Origin of the sequence: Rhizobium herbae, assembly GCF_017873135.1 — a bacterium.
In the GTDB taxonomy this organism is placed as follows: domain Bacteria; phylum Pseudomonadota; class Alphaproteobacteria; order Rhizobiales; family Rhizobiaceae; genus Pararhizobium; species Pararhizobium herbae.
The window spans coordinates 109,993-125,666 of sequence record NZ_JAGGJV010000009.1 but is presented as its reverse complement, the minus strand read 5'-3'; the positions used below and the strand labels follow the sequence as shown (position 1 = coordinate 125,666).

General features: G+C 60.0%; 15 protein-coding genes. 3 read left to right on the top strand and 12 right to left on the bottom strand.

The window, feature by feature from the left end; all coding sequences use genetic code 11:
• The first annotated feature begins 135 nt into the window (after positions 1 to 135).
• Positions 136 to 681 carry an adenine phosphoribosyltransferase gene (locus J2Z75_RS22790; RefSeq protein ID WP_209855076.1) on the top strand — a complete coding sequence of 182 codons (546 nt, stop codon included), beginning with the start codon at positions 136 to 138 and terminating at the stop codon, positions 679 to 681.
• A 9-nt stretch (positions 682 to 690) separates the two neighbouring features.
• Here the strand turns inward: J2Z75_RS22790 and J2Z75_RS22785 are convergent, their stop codons facing one another.
• The 6 genes from J2Z75_RS22785 to J2Z75_RS22760 form a co-directional block, all read right to left on the bottom strand.
• Entirely contained in the window at positions 691 to 1,158 is a 468-nt protein-coding gene (locus J2Z75_RS22785) for a MaoC family dehydratase (protein ID WP_209855075.1), read from the bottom strand.
• A complete protein-coding gene (locus tag J2Z75_RS22780; protein ID WP_209855074.1) occupies positions 1,155 to 1,610 on the bottom strand; it encodes a MaoC family dehydratase in 456 nt (151 codons plus the stop codon). The genes J2Z75_RS22785 and J2Z75_RS22780 overlap by 4 nt, the downstream gene beginning before the upstream one ends.
• A 104-nt stretch (positions 1,611 to 1,714) precedes the next feature.
• Entirely contained in the window at positions 1,715 to 3,163 is a 1,449-nt protein-coding gene (locus J2Z75_RS22775; RefSeq protein ID WP_209855073.1) for a hypothetical protein, read from the bottom strand.
• Positions 3,164 to 3,347: 184 nt separating this feature from the next.
• Positions 3,348 to 4,451, bottom strand: a complete 1,104-nt coding sequence (gene ychF / locus J2Z75_RS22770) for a redox-regulated ATPase YchF (RefSeq protein WP_209855072.1) — start codon at positions 4,449 to 4,451, stop codon at positions 3,348 to 3,350.
• A 153-nt stretch (positions 4,452 to 4,604) separates the two neighbouring features.
• Positions 4,605 to 5,222: a peptide chain release factor H gene (prfH, locus tag J2Z75_RS22765; RefSeq protein WP_209855071.1), complete on the bottom strand. Its 618-nt coding sequence runs from the start codon at positions 5,220 to 5,222 to the stop codon at positions 4,605 to 4,607.
• Positions 5,215 to 6,432, bottom strand: coding sequence for an RNA ligase RtcB family protein (locus J2Z75_RS22760; protein ID WP_209855070.1), 1,218 nt, complete (start codon positions 6,430 to 6,432; stop codon positions 5,215 to 5,217). Before J2Z75_RS22760 ends, prfH begins: the two co-directional genes overlap by 8 nt.
• Positions 6,433 to 6,768: 336 nt before the next feature.
• Between J2Z75_RS22760 and clpS the strand changes: the two genes are divergently transcribed.
• Positions 6,769 to 7,080, top strand: coding sequence for an ATP-dependent Clp protease adapter ClpS (gene clpS, locus J2Z75_RS22755; RefSeq protein WP_209855069.1), 312 nt, complete (start codon positions 6,769 to 6,771; stop codon positions 7,078 to 7,080).
• A 12-nt stretch (positions 7,081 to 7,092) separates the two neighbouring features.
• Here the strand turns inward: clpS and J2Z75_RS22750 are convergent, their stop codons facing one another.
• From J2Z75_RS22750 to J2Z75_RS22725, 6 genes are all read right to left on the bottom strand, one after another.
• Entirely contained in the window at positions 7,093 to 7,554 is a 462-nt protein-coding gene (locus J2Z75_RS22750) for a GNAT family N-acetyltransferase (RefSeq protein ID WP_209855068.1), read from the bottom strand.
• A 4-nt stretch (positions 7,555 to 7,558) separates the two neighbouring features.
• The gene (gene pth, locus J2Z75_RS22745) at positions 7,559 to 8,287 is read right to left on the bottom strand and encodes an aminoacyl-tRNA hydrolase (RefSeq protein WP_209855067.1); all 729 of its coding nucleotides are present in this window, start codon (positions 8,285 to 8,287) and stop codon (positions 7,559 to 7,561) included.
• An 81-nt stretch (positions 8,288 to 8,368) separates the two neighbouring features.
• Positions 8,369 to 9,082: a substrate-binding periplasmic protein gene (locus J2Z75_RS22740; RefSeq protein WP_209855066.1), complete on the bottom strand. Its 714-nt coding sequence runs from the start codon at positions 9,080 to 9,082 to the stop codon at positions 8,369 to 8,371.
• Between the two features lie 127 nt (positions 9,083 to 9,209).
• Complete coding sequence (locus J2Z75_RS22735) at positions 9,210 to 9,926, bottom strand: substrate-binding periplasmic protein (RefSeq protein ID WP_209855065.1); 717 nt, start codon at positions 9,924 to 9,926, stop codon at positions 9,210 to 9,212.
• A 22-nt stretch (positions 9,927 to 9,948) separates the two neighbouring features.
• On the bottom strand, positions 9,949 to 12,330 hold the full coding sequence (locus tag J2Z75_RS22730; protein ID WP_209855064.1) for a bifunctional diguanylate cyclase/phosphodiesterase: 2,382 nt from the start codon (positions 12,328 to 12,330) through the stop codon (positions 9,949 to 9,951).
• 243 nt (positions 12,331 to 12,573) lie between these two features.
• Positions 12,574 to 13,179, bottom strand: coding sequence for a 50S ribosomal protein L25/general stress protein Ctc (locus tag J2Z75_RS22725; protein ID WP_209855063.1), 606 nt, complete (start codon positions 13,177 to 13,179; stop codon positions 12,574 to 12,576).
• Between the two features lie 341 nt (positions 13,180 to 13,520).
• Here J2Z75_RS22725 and J2Z75_RS22720 point away from each other — a divergent pair, with 341 nt between their 5' ends.
• Positions 13,521 to 15,611, top strand: coding sequence for a putative bifunctional diguanylate cyclase/phosphodiesterase (locus J2Z75_RS22720; RefSeq protein WP_209855062.1), 2,091 nt, complete (start codon positions 13,521 to 13,523; stop codon positions 15,609 to 15,611).
• Positions 15,612 to 15,674: the final 63 nt, after the last annotated feature.

Below are 15,674 nucleotides of genomic sequence, written 5' to 3'. Positions count from 1 at the left end.
CATAGTCCCCATGGAAAACACCGGGTATCGCTGCGGCGAACGGACGATTGCCGACAAAAATCCACTATAGAAAAATGTGGCTTTGATGCTATGCCTTCGTCTCCCTGAGACGTCCGCAAAGGCATGCCTTCCATCATGAAATCTTCTCTCCAGCAGGAATTGATCGCCTCGATCCGCAATATCGCGGATTATCCGAAACCCGGCATCATGTTCCGCGACATCACCACGCTGCTCGGCAATCCGCGCGCCTTCCGCCGCGCGATCGACGAGCTCGTTCATCCCTTTGCCGGCACGAAAATCGACAAGGTGGCTGGTGTCGAAGCGCGCGGCTTCATCATGGGCGGCGCGATGGCGCACCAGATGTCGGCCGGGTTCGTTCCGATCCGCAAGAAGGGCAAGCTGCCGCACGATACGGTGCGCATCGCCTACAGCCTGGAATATGGCGTCGACGAGATGGAAATGCATCGCGACGCCATCAAGCCGGGTGAAAAGGTCATCCTTGTCGATGACCTGATCGCCACCGGCGGTACGGCCGAAGGCGCGACAAAGCTCCTGCAGCAGATGGGTGCCGATATCGTTGCCGCCTGCTTCATCATCGACCTGCCGGAACTCGGCGGCCGCAGGAAGATCGAGGCGCTCGGCGTCAAGGTGCTGACGCTGATCGAGTTCGACGGTCACTGAGGCCCAATTTCAGGGAAACTCGATCACCTTGCTCTCGAACCGGATCACCGGTTCGCCATTCTGGTTCTCGCCTTCGCACAGGATGGTGTTGATGCGCCATCCCGGCCGCGACTCCAGGTCCTTGGCCGCGACGAAGGTAACGGAATAGGTGATCGTGTCGCCGGCAAAGACGGGTCGCAGCCAGCGCATGTCGCGAAAGCCGGGCGAGGGGCCGAGCTTGGGGGCAACGATGCCCTTCGCCGCCAGCCGTTTCATTTCCCCCATCCAGTAGGGCACGAAACACTTCATCCAGCCGGCGCAGGTATGCCAGCCCGACGCGCAGAGCCCGCCGAACAGCGATTTCCTGGCTGCCTCGGCATCAAGATGAAACGGTTGCGGATCAAATTTTTCGGCGAAATGGATAATGTCCCCGGCGGTAAAGGTGACCATTCCGATCGTTTCCCGTGTGCCCTCGGGATGGAGGTCCGACAGCTTCATGCTTTTTCCCCCGCCGGCTGGCAGCGGATCATGTTGGCATAGTCGCAGACCGCCACCGTTTCGCCGCGCTGGTTGGTGACGACGGCTCTCAGCCGCACGATGCCGATCTCGGGTCTCGATCGGGAGACGCGTGCCTCGACGACCGTGCAGGCGCCCGATAGCGTGTCGCCGGCCAGTACCGCCTTCTTCCATTCCATGCTGTCGACGCCAGGAGAGCCTTCCGAGGCCGTCTCGTGGATATAGCTGTCGCAGAGCATGCGCATCATCATGGCGCTGGTGTGCCAGCCTGATGCCGCCAGGCCGCCGAGAATACTGGCCTTGCCGCCTTCTTCCGACAGGTGCATCGGCTGCGGATCGAATTCAGACGCAAAGGCGATGACATCCTCGGCCTTCACGATGATCGGCTTGAACTCGAACCGCTTGCCGGCCGGAAAATCCTCGAAATGAAGCATGGGCAATCGTCCTCCAACCGCCATGTTTTAGCATCCGTGGGCGCGATGGGAAATGAAAACAGGCGGGAATCGAGCAGGAATGATGCGACCCACTTGGCGGCAGGTCATGGCTGGAAGGGCAGATCCTGACCGTTGATCTTCACCTTCTTGTTCTCGTCGACAACGATGTTCCACATCTGCCGGCCATCCGGCGCCGGCTTGGCAAAGCCCTTGACCATCAGCAGCATGAAAGCTGCCTGGCCGAATTCCGGCACTGTCGCGGCGTTCTGCTGCAGATAGGAAATCGTCTTGTCGAAATCCTTGGCGTAGAGGGTGAGGTCAGTATTCTGGCGGCCCTGCTGCTCGGGATAGACGGTGGTAGTGCCGGAGAGACTGAAGTCGTAGACGGCGGAGCGGGCCGAGATGTCGTCATATTTGATCGTCAGTGCGCCGCCCGGCAGGAAGATGCGGCCGACCTCGGCCGATTGTTCGTCGGTCAGCGGTTTCTCGGCGTTGAAATCGGCATGGTCGATGAAATAGGTGATGCCGCTGGCAAGATCGATGTTCTGAAACGAGATGCGCGAGTTCACGGTTTCCGGCAGCGCCGCCATAAACGCATCCGGCACTACGCCGGGCGGCACAGACGGTTTGTCGATCGCGATGCCGAAGCCGAAATTGGCCTTGTCCTTCAGGCCGTTCGTATCGATCGTATAGCGCAGGGTTTCGGCGCCGAACGTGCCCGTTGGGGTGCCGACCTTGAGGTTGGCGACCTCGATCGATTCCAGCAGCGTCTCGAACATCGGCAGGTTGGCGCGAACGAGCGCCTTGAGTTGCACCTGCTCCGTGGGCAGCAGCGTCTTCTTTTTCACCTTGTCGAGGATGAAAAACACGATGTCCTGCAGTGGGCGATAGGCAAGGCCGTTGAACGCCACGTCCGCCGTCACGTTGTCGGCGGAAATATCGATCTTCGTCTTGGCGGGATCGATGACCGTTTCAGTAAAGCCGTTCAACGCCGTGTTGGATCGGATGTCCACCGTCTCCGGCGTCGCCCGCTTGGTATCTACGGTCGATTTCATCGACCCGAAGCGGGCCTCGACGGATTGCTGCGGGGATTTCGACGTCATGAAGATGCCGTCTGCGGTCATCTCCGCGGATTTGAAATAGAGCAGGTCCGGATCGACGATGCCCTCGGTGCGCATGGCGTCGATCTTGTAGGTAAAATCGGTTTTTTCGGTTCCGGTGGCCAACTGTCCCCTGACGTCGAGATCCGCCGTCTGGGCGAAGTGCCACAACCCGTCTTCCATGGGCCTGATCAGCGACAGCAAGGGCTTCAAGCCGGAAATGCTGAACGTGTTCGGATCCACATCCTTCAAAAGCACGGTCGGATCGAAGGTGACTTCATAGTCCGTTGTGCCGGGGCGGACTTTGATCAGACCTGATTTCGCCAGGTCGTCTGGCAGGTAAGCAGTGAATTTCTGTTCGAGTTCCAGCGCGCCCTGATGGCTGATGTCCGCTGCCTGAACCGATTGCGTGACGAGGGCGGTTGAAAGCAGAAGGGCGGGAAGCAGGCGCATCGAAGACTCCTTGATATGGTTGCGGGCAAACATATCGCCGATCGCCGGAAGGGCAAGTGCCGCGGCTGCCGAAAGGCACGCTCATGACAACGCCGTTCGTCAAAATGAGCGAACGGCGTTCCAATATATTGAATTGCTTTTAATATTTATCCGTCTGGCTCGTGTGAGCGAGCCGGTGCCGGTCTTACGTGTTGAAGCGGAAGTGGATCACGTCGCCGTCCTGGACGACATATTCCTTGCCTTCGTCCCGGCCCTTGCCGGCCTCCTTGGCGCCGACTTCACCGTTGAACGCGATGTAATCGTCATAGCCGATGGTAAAGGCGCGGATGAAGCCGCGTTCGAAGTCGGTGTGGATGACTCCGGCGGCGGCAGGCGCCTTGGTGCCGCGCGGGATGGTCCAGGCGCGCGTTTCCTTGGGGCCGACGGTGAAATAGGTGATGAGGTCGAGCAGCTTGTAGCCGGCGCGGATCAGCTGGTCGAGGCCGGCTTCATGCAGGCCGAGTGCCTCGAGGAATTCCTTGGCTTCCTCTTCCGGCAGCTGCGCCACTTCCGATTCGATCGCAGCCGAGATCACGACCGTCTGGGCGCCTTGCGCCTTTGCCATTTCCTCGACAGCCCTGGTGTGGGCGTTGCCCGACACCGCGTCGGCTTCGGCGACATTGCAGACATAAAGCACCGGATGTGCCGTCAAAAGGTTGAGGCCCTTCAGGATTTCCAGCTCTTCGGCATCCAGCGTCGACAGAAGCGTGCGAACCGGCTTGCCTTCGTTCAGCAGCTTCAGCGAAGCATCCATGACCGGCAGCAGTGTCATGGATTCCTTGTCCTTGGAGGCGGCGCGCTTGCGCGTCTGCTCGGTGCGGCGCTCCAGGCTTTCCAGATCGGCGAGCATCAGCTCGGTCTCGATCGTCTCGGCGTCGCCGACCGGATTGATGCGGCCTTCCACATGGGTGATATCGTCATCCTCGAAGCAACGCAGCACGTGCACGGTTGCGTCGACCTCGCGGATATTGGCCAAGAACTTGTTGCCGAGGCCTTCACCCTTCGAGGCGCCGCGCACGAGGCCGGCGATGTCGACGAAGGAGATGCGGGTCGGGATCAGTTCCTTGGACTTGGCGATATCGGCAAGCTTGCGCATGCGCGGATCGGGCACCGCCACTTCGCCGGTGTTCGGCTCGATGGTGCAGAACGGATAGTTCGCCGCCTGCGCCTGCGCCGTCTTGGTCAGCGCGTTGAAGAGAGTGGACTTGCCGACATTCGGCAGTCCGACGATACCGCATTTGAAACCCATGGCACCTTGTCCATATCTTGAAAAACTTTGCCCTGCCTATGGGGGAAGGGCTTGATATGGTCAAGCCTTGCCGTTCCGCGGCGGTCGCATTTTCCGGTTTGGGCAGCCAAAGCCGGGGTAAAAGCGCGCCCGGCGCTGCCGGGCGCGCAAGTTTCACAGGCGGAACACCTTGACCGCGTTGCCGCGTTCCAGGTCCTTGTTGGCGAGGAAAAGCGCTGTCCTGGCGTTGCGCGCATCCCGTTCCGCCAGCAGTTGCAGCACGGCCTGAAGACGGCGGATTGCCGTCGCCTTGTTGCGGTGCTGCGAGCGCTCGTCGCGGCAGATGACGGTGATGCCGCTCGGTACGTGGGTCGCCCGCACGGCGCTGTCCGTCGTGTTCTGGTGCTGTCCGCCGGGACCGCCGGCCCGCAGCGTTTCAAAGCGGATGTCCTGCGGATTGATCGCTGTGGCATCCGCAGCGTCGCCTGCGAGCTCGATGGTGCGAACGCCGACGAACCAGTTCTGTCGCTTGTGATGCGGCCGCACCGTGCTCTTGAAAACGAACCGGATGGTGCCGCAATAGCCATTGGCGAACGTCGTTGCGCCATCGCCGCTGATCGTGACGATGGCGGATGCCGGGCCATGTGTATCCGGTGCCCGCGCGGCCGTTGCCTCAAAGATGCAGCCGTGCGCTTTCGCGTCCTTTTCGAGGGTGGAAAGAAGTGCGGAGAGCGCGATGCGGCATTCGACCGGGCCGTTGCCGGCGGTGACGAGGAGATGGATGTCAACCACGTTTTCGTCTCCGTTCCTGGCGGCGTTCGCGCCCCTTGTCCCGCTTGGCCTCGTCGTGGTCGATATCGACCTTCTTGTAGGTGACGAGTGGCTTCATCGCAGCCAGCGGCCGGATGAGGCCATGCCCCGCCAGATCCTCGACCACCTGTGCTGCGCTCTTGTAGGCGCCTGCGGCTTCTTCGACTGCAAGCCGGCGGTCGTCGCAGATGGCCACACCACCCCAGGCGTTACGCAGCAGGCTTTCGCGCTCGCTGCGGGTGTTGCCGGTGCGGCCATGCATGTTGCGGCGATCGTATTTGCGGCCTGCGCCGTGCGAAATCGCCCAATGTGAGATCGCAGCGCCGGCCAGCGGCTCGACCACATAGCTGAGGCTTGCCCGCGAACCGGCGATGGGGGCGATGACGCCGGCCGTCACCGCTGCTGCGCCCTTGTAATGGACATGGCCCTCCGCGCCGGCTCGCACGAGATTGTGCGGCACATCGGCGATCAGCCGGACCTCGGTGCGAAGCACCGCGGCCGCCCGCTCGGCGATGATCTGCCGGTTGAGGGCTGCCCAGTCGACGCAGAGATCATGCCGGGTGAGCCAGGCAATGCCCGCATCCGATGCCGGATCGAGCCCCTCGTCAAGAGAGGCGTTTCCGGCAAGCGTGTCGGCAAAGACAATGGCGCCGAGATTGCGTGATCCGGAATGAACCAGCAGATAGGTTTTCTGCTTGTCCAGATGCAGGGACGCTTCCGGGCACAGCAGTTCGCCCACCGCCTGGATTTCGCAGAAGTGGTTGCCGCCGCCGATCGTGCCAAGGGTATCGGCCTTTGCAACCAGCGAGCGGGCATTTTCCATTGCATCGCTGTCCATCTGGCCGAAGGCCGGCGTTTCGAGCTGACGCAGTGCGTCGGCAGCCTTTTCGATTCTGAACTTGCGCAGCGGCAAGTCGAGTTCGAAGAGGCTCATGCCGCAGCCGATATCGGTGCCGATCAGCTGCGGGTAAAGACGTGTTGACAGCGCCGCCATGCCGACGGGGCCGTATTTTCCCGGGTGAAGGTCCGGAAATCCGGCGATCGACAGCATGCCCGGCATATGGGCCATATCGGCCAGTTGTTGCAGGGCGGATCCCTCGATCCAGGATTTTTCGGTAAAGTAATGCGCCACGGCGACGGGCTTGCCGCACGGCATGGTGTTAGGACCGGAGTCCCCTATAAGATTGCCCATGGATATCTTCCGAAGACAGGGTAAATCGTCCGGCCACGCGGCCGGCTCTTTAAGCCCTCGGCAGCGTGTCTACGCTGACTAGGCCTGTGCCCTTGAGGGGCTTGCTGAAATGATGTCGGTCATTGTCGGCTCCCTGTCTCGATAAAATCTGAAGTGCCGTATACGCGAAATTGCGCGGGATACAATCATCCGCCGGCGTGCTTCGGCGACTTGACGGCCGGCCGTGTCTTCGCTGTCACAGCCGCCGCATCTTGAACGCCGGGCTGCGCGGTGCAAATATGCGGGAGACAGACGTCATCCGCCGCCAGCCTCTTTGTTTCGTGAGAGGATATCCCGATGGTCGAAAACGACACCGCTCTCCAGCCGAAAACAAGAACCAAGCCGAAGCTGGAGCGGCCGAAGCTCTACAAGGTCATCCTGATCAACGACGACTACACGCCGCGCGAGTTCGTCATCATGGTGCTGAAGGCGGTGTTCCATATGAGCGAGGAGACCGGCTACCGGATGATGATGACCGCCCACAAGATGGGCGTCTGCGTCATCGTCGTCTGCGCGAAGGACATTGCCGAGAGCAAGGCCAAGGAGGCGACCGATCTCGGCAAGGAGGCGGGGTTTCCGCTGATGTTCGCCACGGAGCCGGAGGAATAGGTTGCCTGCTTCTCAAACGCCGCCGGGCCGTCTGATCTGATACCCGGTCTTGTCCTGAATAAAGCCGCAGCCCTCGTAGAATGCCAGTGTTGCCGGATATTTCGATCCGGTGAGCAGCATGACCTTGTAGCAGCCGCGCTCCCATGCATGCGTGAATGCGTGCCGTATCAGGCCCCTTGCATGACCGCGTTTGCGATAGCGCGCGTCCGTCACGACATTTTCGATCAGTGCATAGGGTGCGCCGCTACGTGTGAGGTTCGGGATAATGACCAGCGTCACCGGTGAGGTCACGATGTCTCCCGACACCCCAACGAACACTGTCATGCCGGGCTGGGCGGAGATTTCCGAAAAGCGTGCCACTGCGATATCGAGCGGCAATTCGGGACTGTCCGCATTGAGATGCCGATAGAGCGCCAGCAGCCCTGCAAGATCGCTTTCCGTGGCTGGACGGATGCTGAAATCATCTGCCGGCATGCGCCTAGTCGCCCTTGTTACCGAACAGCTTCTTCAGCATGTCGGCCATCGGCCCAGTCGTTGGCAGAATCTTCGGCTGGGCGCCGTTGCGGGCCTGGCGGATATGGGATTTGCCCGCTGGCTTGTTCGGGCCGGGTTTCGCCGGTGCCGTCTCAGGCTCCGGCTTGCCGCCGGTGGCAAGCGTCAGCTTGTTGAGAAACTGCGAATCCTCAGCCCTCACCAGCATGTCGGCATTGTCGGCAAGAGCATCCAGCAACGGCTCCAGCCAGACGCGGTCGGTTTTGGCGAAATCGCCCAGCACGTGGTTGTGCACCTGTTCCTTGGAGCCCGGATGGCCGATGCCGAGGCGCAGGCGGCGGTATTCCCGGCCGCAATGGGCGTCGAGCGACTTGATGCCGTTATGGCCGCCATGGCCGCCGCCCGTCTTGATCCGCGCCTTGCCCTGAATGAGATCGAGTTCGTCGTAGATCGCCAGAATGTCCTTCGGCTCCAGCTTGTAAAAGCGCATGGCCTCGCCGACGGCTTCGCCCGACAGGTTCATGAAGGTCTGCGGCTTCATCAGGAGAACACGCTCGCCGCCGATCTCGCCCTCGGAAATCAGCGCCTTGAACTTCTTCGACCATGGCGAAAAAGCGTGACGCCGCTGGATCGCGTCGACGGCCATGAACCCGATATTGTGGCGGTTGCCGGCATATTGGGCGCCGGGATTACCAAGACCTGCGAAAATCAGCATGGATATATCTCTAACAGTCGGACAGAACTGTCTTGCACCGCGTCGGCGCCCGGATGTCAACTATCCGTTGGGCGCACGCGCCTATTTTCCGGCCTGACGGTACCGTTCGTAGATCGCCGCCTGTGTGCCGTTGGTGATCAGCCTGTCCAGTTCGACCTGCATTTTTTCAATCGTGCTGTCGGGAACCTGCAGATTGCAGGCGATGCCGGCGCGGGTTGCTTCAAGGTTGAGCGCCGCCTCGATCGGCTGGCCCTGCCTGCGCATGCTTTCATAGGTCGTGCGCGTCATGATCATCAACTCCACCCGGCCGCTGAGCAGCTTCTTTAACGAGAGATCGAGGCTGGCGGCGCTGTCGAGACGGGGAAATCCTTGCTGCCTGGCATAGGTTTCGGCAGAATCGTCCTTGTGCACGCCGATGGTAAAGCGCTTCGCCTCGTCGATCGTTGCGGGGGCAAACGGCTGGCCTGCCTTGCGCACCATGATCATCAGGTCGAGAACCAGCGGTTGGACCCATTTGAAGCGTGCCATCCGCTCGGGGATCAGTCCCGTGGTGAAAACGCAGGTATCCGGCGTGCTCTCGGCCAGCGAAAACGCCCGCGCCCAGGGCTGCATCTCCATCGTGTAGTCGAGTTTCGCGGCTTGCATGAGCGTCTTGACCTGATCGACGGAAATTCCCAGTAGCCTGTCGCTTTCCCGGTAGCTGAAGGGCGGGTATTCCTCTGTCAGCAGATGAAGGGGATGTGCCTGCGCCGCGCTGCAGAACGCCAGGAAGAGAGCGAGTGCCGGATATTTCATATCATTCCTTAAAGAGCGCACGCACGGGAGGGAGGCTTCCGCGACGATTCTGTTCGGACATCAATGACATACCACCATTTTGAAGCACGTGCATCAACGGGCGCCACGCTGTCGCCGCGGCGATCGCCTACCGGTTCGACCGCAGGCCGTATTTGGCAAATATCCGGTCCTGCGTGCCGTCTGCCATCAACTTGTCGAGCTGTGCCTGCATCTTTGCAACCACCTCATCCGGCAGGCCGAGATTGCACGCGAAGCCGTACAGTTTCCCCTCGAGCACGAGTGCGGATTCGAGCGCCTTGCCCTGATCGCGCATGGATTCAAACGTCTTTTCAGACGTCATCATCAGATCGATGCGCCCGCTCAACAGCTTCTTGACCGTGGCTTCCATATCGGCGGCAAGATCGATCTTCGGAAAAGCGTTTTTCTTGAGATAGTTGGCAGAGAAGTCTTCGCGCTGTGTCCCGACGGTAAAGCGTTTGGCTTCCTCGATATTTGCCGGATTGACGCCGGACCCTGCCTTGCGCACCATGACCATGTGATCGACCAGAAGGGGCTCGACCCATTTGAAGCGCTTGTCGCGTTCATCGTCGTGCCCGGTGGTGAACAGGCAGGTCCAGGGCTGGCTTTCCGCCATTGCCAGCGCGCGCGCCCAGGGGAGAATTTCGAGGGAATATTCGGTTTCGAGCGCCTTCATCAGCAGCTCGGCCTGCTCGACGGAAGCGCCTTTGATGACGCCGTTTTCGCTGAAATTATAGGGAGGATACTCCTCTGTCAGCAATTTGAGCGTGTCGGCATACGCTTCACCGGTCAGGAAAAGAACGAGTGCGAAAGCCAGATGTTTCATACCCGTTCTCCTCCCGGTTTTGTCATGCGAGGTGTGTGGCCTTCGCCTCTGACTCCATTTCCAACATTAGTAGCATATTTTCGATCGGCATTGGCCTGCTGAAAAGGTAGCCCTGGCCGAAATCGAGACCCAGCTTGCGCAACAGTTCCCACTGTTCCTTCGTCTCGATGCCTTCGGCGACGACGGTGCAACCCATCTGGTGGGAGATCGTCCGGATGCCCTTGATCAGCATGCGGCTCTTGCGGCGGATGTCGGCCGTTCCCGTGGTCAGCGAGCGGGTGAAGGACTGATCGACCTTGACGATATCGACGGGGAAGCGGTTGAGATAGCTGAGCGAGGAATAGCCCGTTCCGAAATCGTCGAGTGCGATGCGGCAGCCGAATTCGCTGAGTTGCTTCAGCACGGCATGAACATCCGGATTGTCGAGCATCAGCACGGCCTCGGTGATCTCGATGACGATGCGGGCAGGGGAGATGTGGTGTTTGAGCAGCAGTGCCGCGAGCTTGTGCGGCAGCGTCTCCTCGAATTGCAGCGGCGAGAAGTTGACGGCGAGATAGGTGGTCTCCGTACCTTCGAGCCGTGTCAGGCGGGCGAGATGGCCGATGGCCTTTTCCAGCACGCGCTCGCCGATACGGGCGATCGTGCCGGTTTCCTCGGCTATGCCAATGATCTTGGCCGGCGGCAGGATGCCCTTTTCCGGATGGTTCAGGCGCATCAGCGCCTCGAAGCCGGCAATGCGGCCATCGGCAAGGCTGACGATCGGCTGCAGATAGGCTTCGAACCAGTCTTCCTTGAGACCTGCCTCGATGTTCTGTTCCATCTCATGGCGCTCGCGGGCGGTGTCAAGCATGCTGGCGTCGAAGACGAGCATGCCGTTCTTGCCGTCACGCTTGCGCGCGTACATCGCCATGTCGGACTTCAACAGCAGCTCGGCGGCATTCGTCGCATGAACGGGATACAGCGCGATGCCGATGCTGGCGCTTACCGAAAGCTCCGCGCCTTCTATCAGGATCGGTTGGCTAAGGCTGGCACAGATGCGGTCGCCAATCTCGCTTGCCAGCGCTTCGACTTCCGCGGCATTGACCAGGATGGCGAATTCGTCCCCGCCAAGCCGCGACATCGTATCGTCCGGGCGCAGCGTCGTGCGGATGCGGGCAACGACCTGGCGCAGGACCTCGTCGCCGGCGGCGTGGCCGAAATTGTCGTTGATCCATTTGAACCGGTCGAGATCGATGAAGATGCAGGCCAGTTGCATCGCGTTTTCGTCGGCATTGCGGATGGCGTCATCAAGCGATGCTTCAAATCCCTGGCGGTTCAGGAGACCTGTCAGGTGATCGGTGATCGCCTGTGCGTGGTTGCGGCTTTCGGCTTGCTTCAGCTCCGTAACGTCGGTCATGACGGAAAGGGAGAGACCGCCGCGCTCGTCGCTGGTGGCGCTTTTCATCTCCAGGATCAGCACTGTCATCGTTTCGCCATTCGCCTTGATGAACGGCACAGTGACTTCGCAGATATTGGCATGTGTGGGGTTCACATTGCTGCGTCGTGCCCGGTAGGTTTCGTGCCAGTGTTCATCGACGAAATCGGTGAAGGTACGCCCGATCACCGCATCGCGGGCATAACCGGTCGCCATCAGCCAGTAGTCGCTGACGGCGGTGATGCAGTTGGCCGGATCGAGCGAGAACAGCATGGAGGGGGTGAGATTGTAGATGTCGGTGGCGCGGCTGTGGGCCAGCTTCAGCTCGGTCTCCTCGCGTTCCAGTTTACTCTGCATCTCGTTGAAATTATGGGCCAGGGTGCCCATTTCGTCGTCCGAAGTCCAATCGACGTGGTGACGGGAGCCGAGCCGGCGCGTTGCTTCTATCGCGGCTGTCAGACGCATCAGCGGCCGGATGACTGTGATGCGGTTGCCGATGATGGCTGAGGCAAAGACGATGCCGACGGCAACGACGAGGATAACGAAGACGCTCAGTTCATCCTTGCTGAAACGCGACAGAAGGCCGGGGGCGGAGACCCAAATTTCGACGGTGCCGACGGATTTCTGCCCGTCCTGGGAGTTGTAGAAAATTTCTTTTGCGAGAACCGTATGCGGCAGGGTGGCATCCACCGGGCCGGCAGGAAGTTGCACGGAGATCGAATTGGAACTGTCCTTGACGTGAACGGACATGATGGCGACATCGCCGATCAGCGATTTCGCGATCTGCTCGATACTGTCCGTATCGAAGTCCCAGAGCGGCTTTCCAAGCGCCTGCGCACCGGCTTCCATGAGAACCTGCGTGTTCTGCAGACTTTCACGGGCGACACGTTCTGACGACAGGGTCAGAAACAACACGATGAGAGGGGCGACGAAGATCAGCATCGCCCCACAAACGATCGCAATAAAGCGATTTTCGACAGAATGCATCATCGGATGCACCCGGTCGTTCTACCAATCTCACGTCCCATTAGGATTCTCGTACACTGAAGCCGGATAATCCCCCGACAACAACACATCATGAAAATCTTAAATGTTGCTGAAACCCATGGATGAAAACGTGTCGCTGCGGTTGCGAAGGCAGGTTTTTAAATTCGCCGGGGCGAACGGCGTACAAAGAAAAGCCCGCCGCACCTGAGGTGCGGCGGGCTGACAATCAAAGCCGACAGGCTTCGATTATTCGGATGCTGTTTCTTCTTCTTCCGTCGTGCCGCCAGCCGGCTGCGCGATGGTAGCGATCGTGAAGTCGCGGTCGGCGATAACCGGCGTTGCGTTCTTCGGCAGCTTGATGTTCGAGATGTGGATGCCGTCGCCGATCTTGAGGCCCGACAGGTCGGCCGTCAGGAATTCCGGAATGTCGTCGGCCGGAACGACCAGTTCGACTTCGTGGCGAACGATGTTCAGAACGCCACCGATCTTGAGGCCCGGAGACTTTTCTTCATTGACGAAGTGAACCGGGATTTCCACGGTGACGACGCTGTCCTTCGAAACGCGAAGGAAGTCGACATGCATGGTGAAGTCACGGACCGGATCCAGCTGGTAGTCCTTCGGCAGGACGCGGATCTTCTCGCCGCCAACGTCGATCGTGGCGATCGTGGTCATGAAACCACCGGCGTGAATCTTCTGGGTGACTTCCTTCGTGGAGAGGGCGATGGAAATCGGTGTCTGCTTGTCACCGTAGATGACAGCAGGAATAAGACCGTTGCGGCGAAGTTCACGGGAGGACCCCTTACCAACCCGTTCGCGCGTTTCGGCCTTGAGCTCATAGGATGCGTGGCTCATGGTCGTACCTTTCTGGTGTTTTTGGAGAGCTCATCCGCTTATCTAGCAAGACAGGATGAACCGAGACGTTTGACCGCCTCATCCGCGTTTGCCTCCAAGGGTGTCTGCGCGGACGCGCGTCCATAACCGAGAACGCTCCGAATTGCAAGCAAAGCCCGGTTTTGTCGACGAAACCCGGTTTTGCCGGAAAACCCGCTCGAAAGTGGCGACGCAACCTGAGTTGCACGTTATGCGAGACTTCCTTCAGGGATTGATAACCGTCAAATGATCAAGTCCGGATCACGTTAATCTCTCTTAGTCGTTGCATGGCACATTGCGCGCACGGTTAAAACAGGTGCCCCATGCTCAAGATTCTTTCCTGCATCGCAACAGACCATAACTATGGTCTGTTGGCCGTTGCAACGTTCGTCTGTATCCTCGGTTCGGTTCTGACCATGCGGCTCTATGCGCGTGTCAGGCGCACCGTCGGTGTGCAGAAGCTGAACTGGCTGTTCATGAGCGGGGTCATCGGCGGTTCTACCATCTGGACAACGCATTTCATCGCCATGCTGAGCTTCAGGCCTTCTCTCGAACACGCCTATGAGCCGATCCTGACAATGATGTCGCTCGGGGTGGCGATCGGCGTCACGACGTTCGGCTTCTTCATTACCGCCATGCGCAAGACCGGCCCGACCATCGAACTCGGCGGCGCCATCGTCGGCGCGGGTATTGCCATCATGCATTATATGGGCATGGCGGCCTATCAGATCGCTGGCCGTATGGAATGGGACTTTGGCTATTATGCAGCCTCGATCGTCCTGGGTATGAGCTTCGGCGCCCTCGCCACGAGCCGGATTGCCCGCCCGGTAACGCGCTTCTGCAAATATGGCGGCGTCGTCGCACTGATCCTGGCGATCGTCAGCATGCATTTCACCGGCATGACTGCCGTGACCATCATTCCCGATCCGATGATCGAACCGTCCGCGGCCCTTATTCCCGACAGCCTGCTGATCATCATGGTCATGGCGCTGACTTGCGTGATGCTGGGTCTTGGCGCATCGACCTACATTATCGACCTCCATTCGACGCAAGGGGCCGCCGAGCGGTTCCGCCATTTGTCGCTCCATGATCCGTTGACCGGCTTGCCGAACCGCGTCGCCTTCGGCGAGCATCTCGATGAAATCATTCGGCACCAGAAGGACGATACTGCGCGTGTCGCCGTACTCTCCTTCGACCTCGACCGCTTCAAGGACGTCAACGATGTGCATGGGCATGCGGCGGGTGACGCGGTCCTGCGTACGATCGCCGAGCGGATGTCCAAGGTTCTGGGCGAGGGGGAGTTCATTGCCCGGATCGGTGGTGATGAATTCGTCGCGCTCACCTCCAATTTCTTCCTGAAGAGCGAGGCAAAGACTTTTGCGTCGCGCCTGATCGCGGAGATCGGCAAGCCGGTCGAATGGCAGGGCACGACCTTTCTGGTCGGCACCAGCGTCGGCATTTCACTCTTTCCAGTCGATGCGCGTGCGCCCGAGGAGCTTCTGGCCCAGGCGGACCTGGCCATGTACCGGGCCAAGGCGGCCGGCTCCAATTCCATCCGGCTCTATGAGCCGTCCATGGATGACGCCGCCCGTGATCGCAGCATCCTTGCCATGGATATGCGTCGGGGCATCGACCGCAACGAATTCGAACTCTACTACCAGTACCAGAACAGTTCGCTGACGCGCGACGTCATCGGTTTCGAGGTCCTGCTCCGCTGGCATCATCCGGTGCGCGGCATGGTGCCGCCGATGGAGTTCATTCCGATTGCCGAGAAGAACGGCTTCATCCATGAACTGGGGGACTGGGTTCTTTTGACCGCCTGCCGGCAGGCCGCGTCCTGGGAAAACCCGATCAAGATCGCGGTCAATGTGGCGCCGGCCCAGCTTGCCGACACGAACTTTCCGAGCCGCGTGCGTGAAATCCTCGTCGAAACCGGTCTCGACGCCGCCCGCCTCGAACTGGAAATCACGGAATCCGGTATCATCGCCGACCAGCAGCACGCACTGCATATCATCCGGCAATTGAAGCAACTCGGCGTCAACATCGCCATGGACGACTACGGCACGGGCTATTCGTCTCTCTCGACCTTGCAGAATTTCCCGTTCGACAAGATCAAGATCGACCGGGCCTTTATCGACGGCGTCACCAGCAACCGCCAGTCGGCGGCGATCGTGCGCTCGACCATCATCCTTGCCCAGAGCCTCGATATTCCCGTGCTTGCCGAAGGGGTAGAGAACGAGGAACACATGGACTTCCTGCGCAACGAAGGCTGCCTGCAGGTGCAGGGATTTCTGTTCGGAAGGCCGATGCCACGCAGCGAAATCGAACATGTGGTCAATGCCGTCGCAAAGGGTGCCGGCAAATCCGAAAAAACAACCGAGCACGACGCACGCGAGGAAAGTGCCGCCGCCTGATCCATCGTTTCGGTTCTCCTGGGCCGAAAGTGGTCTGAGGCGACCATGACGCGGCCGCCTGGC

Excerpts from the sequence above, each read along its gene's own strand:
- J2Z75_RS22780 (WP_209855074.1), bottom strand. The coding sequence starts at position 1,610 with ATGCTTCATTTCGAGGATTTTCCGGCCGGCAAGCGGTTCGAGTTCAAG.
- J2Z75_RS22730 (WP_209855064.1), bottom strand. The coding sequence starts at position 12,330 with ATGATGCATTCTGTCGAAAATCGCTTTATTGCGATCGTTTGTGGGGCG.
- J2Z75_RS22760 (WP_209855070.1), bottom strand. The coding sequence starts at position 6,432 with ATGGGCAATCTTATAGGGGACTCCGGTCCTAACACCATGCCGTGCGGC.
- J2Z75_RS22725 (WP_209855063.1), bottom strand. The coding sequence starts at position 13,179 with ATGAGCCACGCATCCTATGAGCTCAAGGCCGAAACGCGCGAACGGGTT.
- clpS (WP_209855069.1), top strand. The coding sequence starts at position 6,769 with ATGGTCGAAAACGACACCGCTCTCCAGCCGAAAACAAGAACCAAGCCG.
- J2Z75_RS22740 (WP_209855066.1), bottom strand. The coding sequence starts at position 9,082 with ATGAAATATCCGGCACTCGCTCTCTTCCTGGCGTTCTGCAGCGCGGCG.
- J2Z75_RS22790 (WP_209855076.1), top strand. The coding sequence starts at position 136 with ATGAAATCTTCTCTCCAGCAGGAATTGATCGCCTCGATCCGCAATATC.
- J2Z75_RS22720 (WP_209855062.1), top strand. The coding sequence starts at position 13,521 with ATGCTCAAGATTCTTTCCTGCATCGCAACAGACCATAACTATGGTCTG.
- J2Z75_RS22735 (WP_209855065.1), bottom strand. The coding sequence starts at position 9,926 with ATGAAACATCTGGCTTTCGCACTCGTTCTTTTCCTGACCGGTGAAGCG.
- J2Z75_RS22750 (WP_209855068.1), bottom strand. The coding sequence starts at position 7,554 with ATGCCGGCAGATGATTTCAGCATCCGTCCAGCCACGGAAAGCGATCTT.
- ychF (WP_209855072.1), bottom strand. The coding sequence starts at position 4,451 with ATGGGTTTCAAATGCGGTATCGTCGGACTGCCGAATGTCGGCAAGTCC.
- pth (WP_209855067.1), bottom strand. The coding sequence starts at position 8,287 with ATGCTGATTTTCGCAGGTCTTGGTAATCCCGGCGCCCAATATGCCGGC.
- J2Z75_RS22775 (WP_209855073.1), bottom strand. The coding sequence starts at position 3,163 with ATGCGCCTGCTTCCCGCCCTTCTGCTTTCAACCGCCCTCGTCACGCAA.
- J2Z75_RS22785 (WP_209855075.1), bottom strand. The coding sequence starts at position 1,158 with ATGAAGCTGTCGGACCTCCATCCCGAGGGCACACGGGAAACGATCGGA.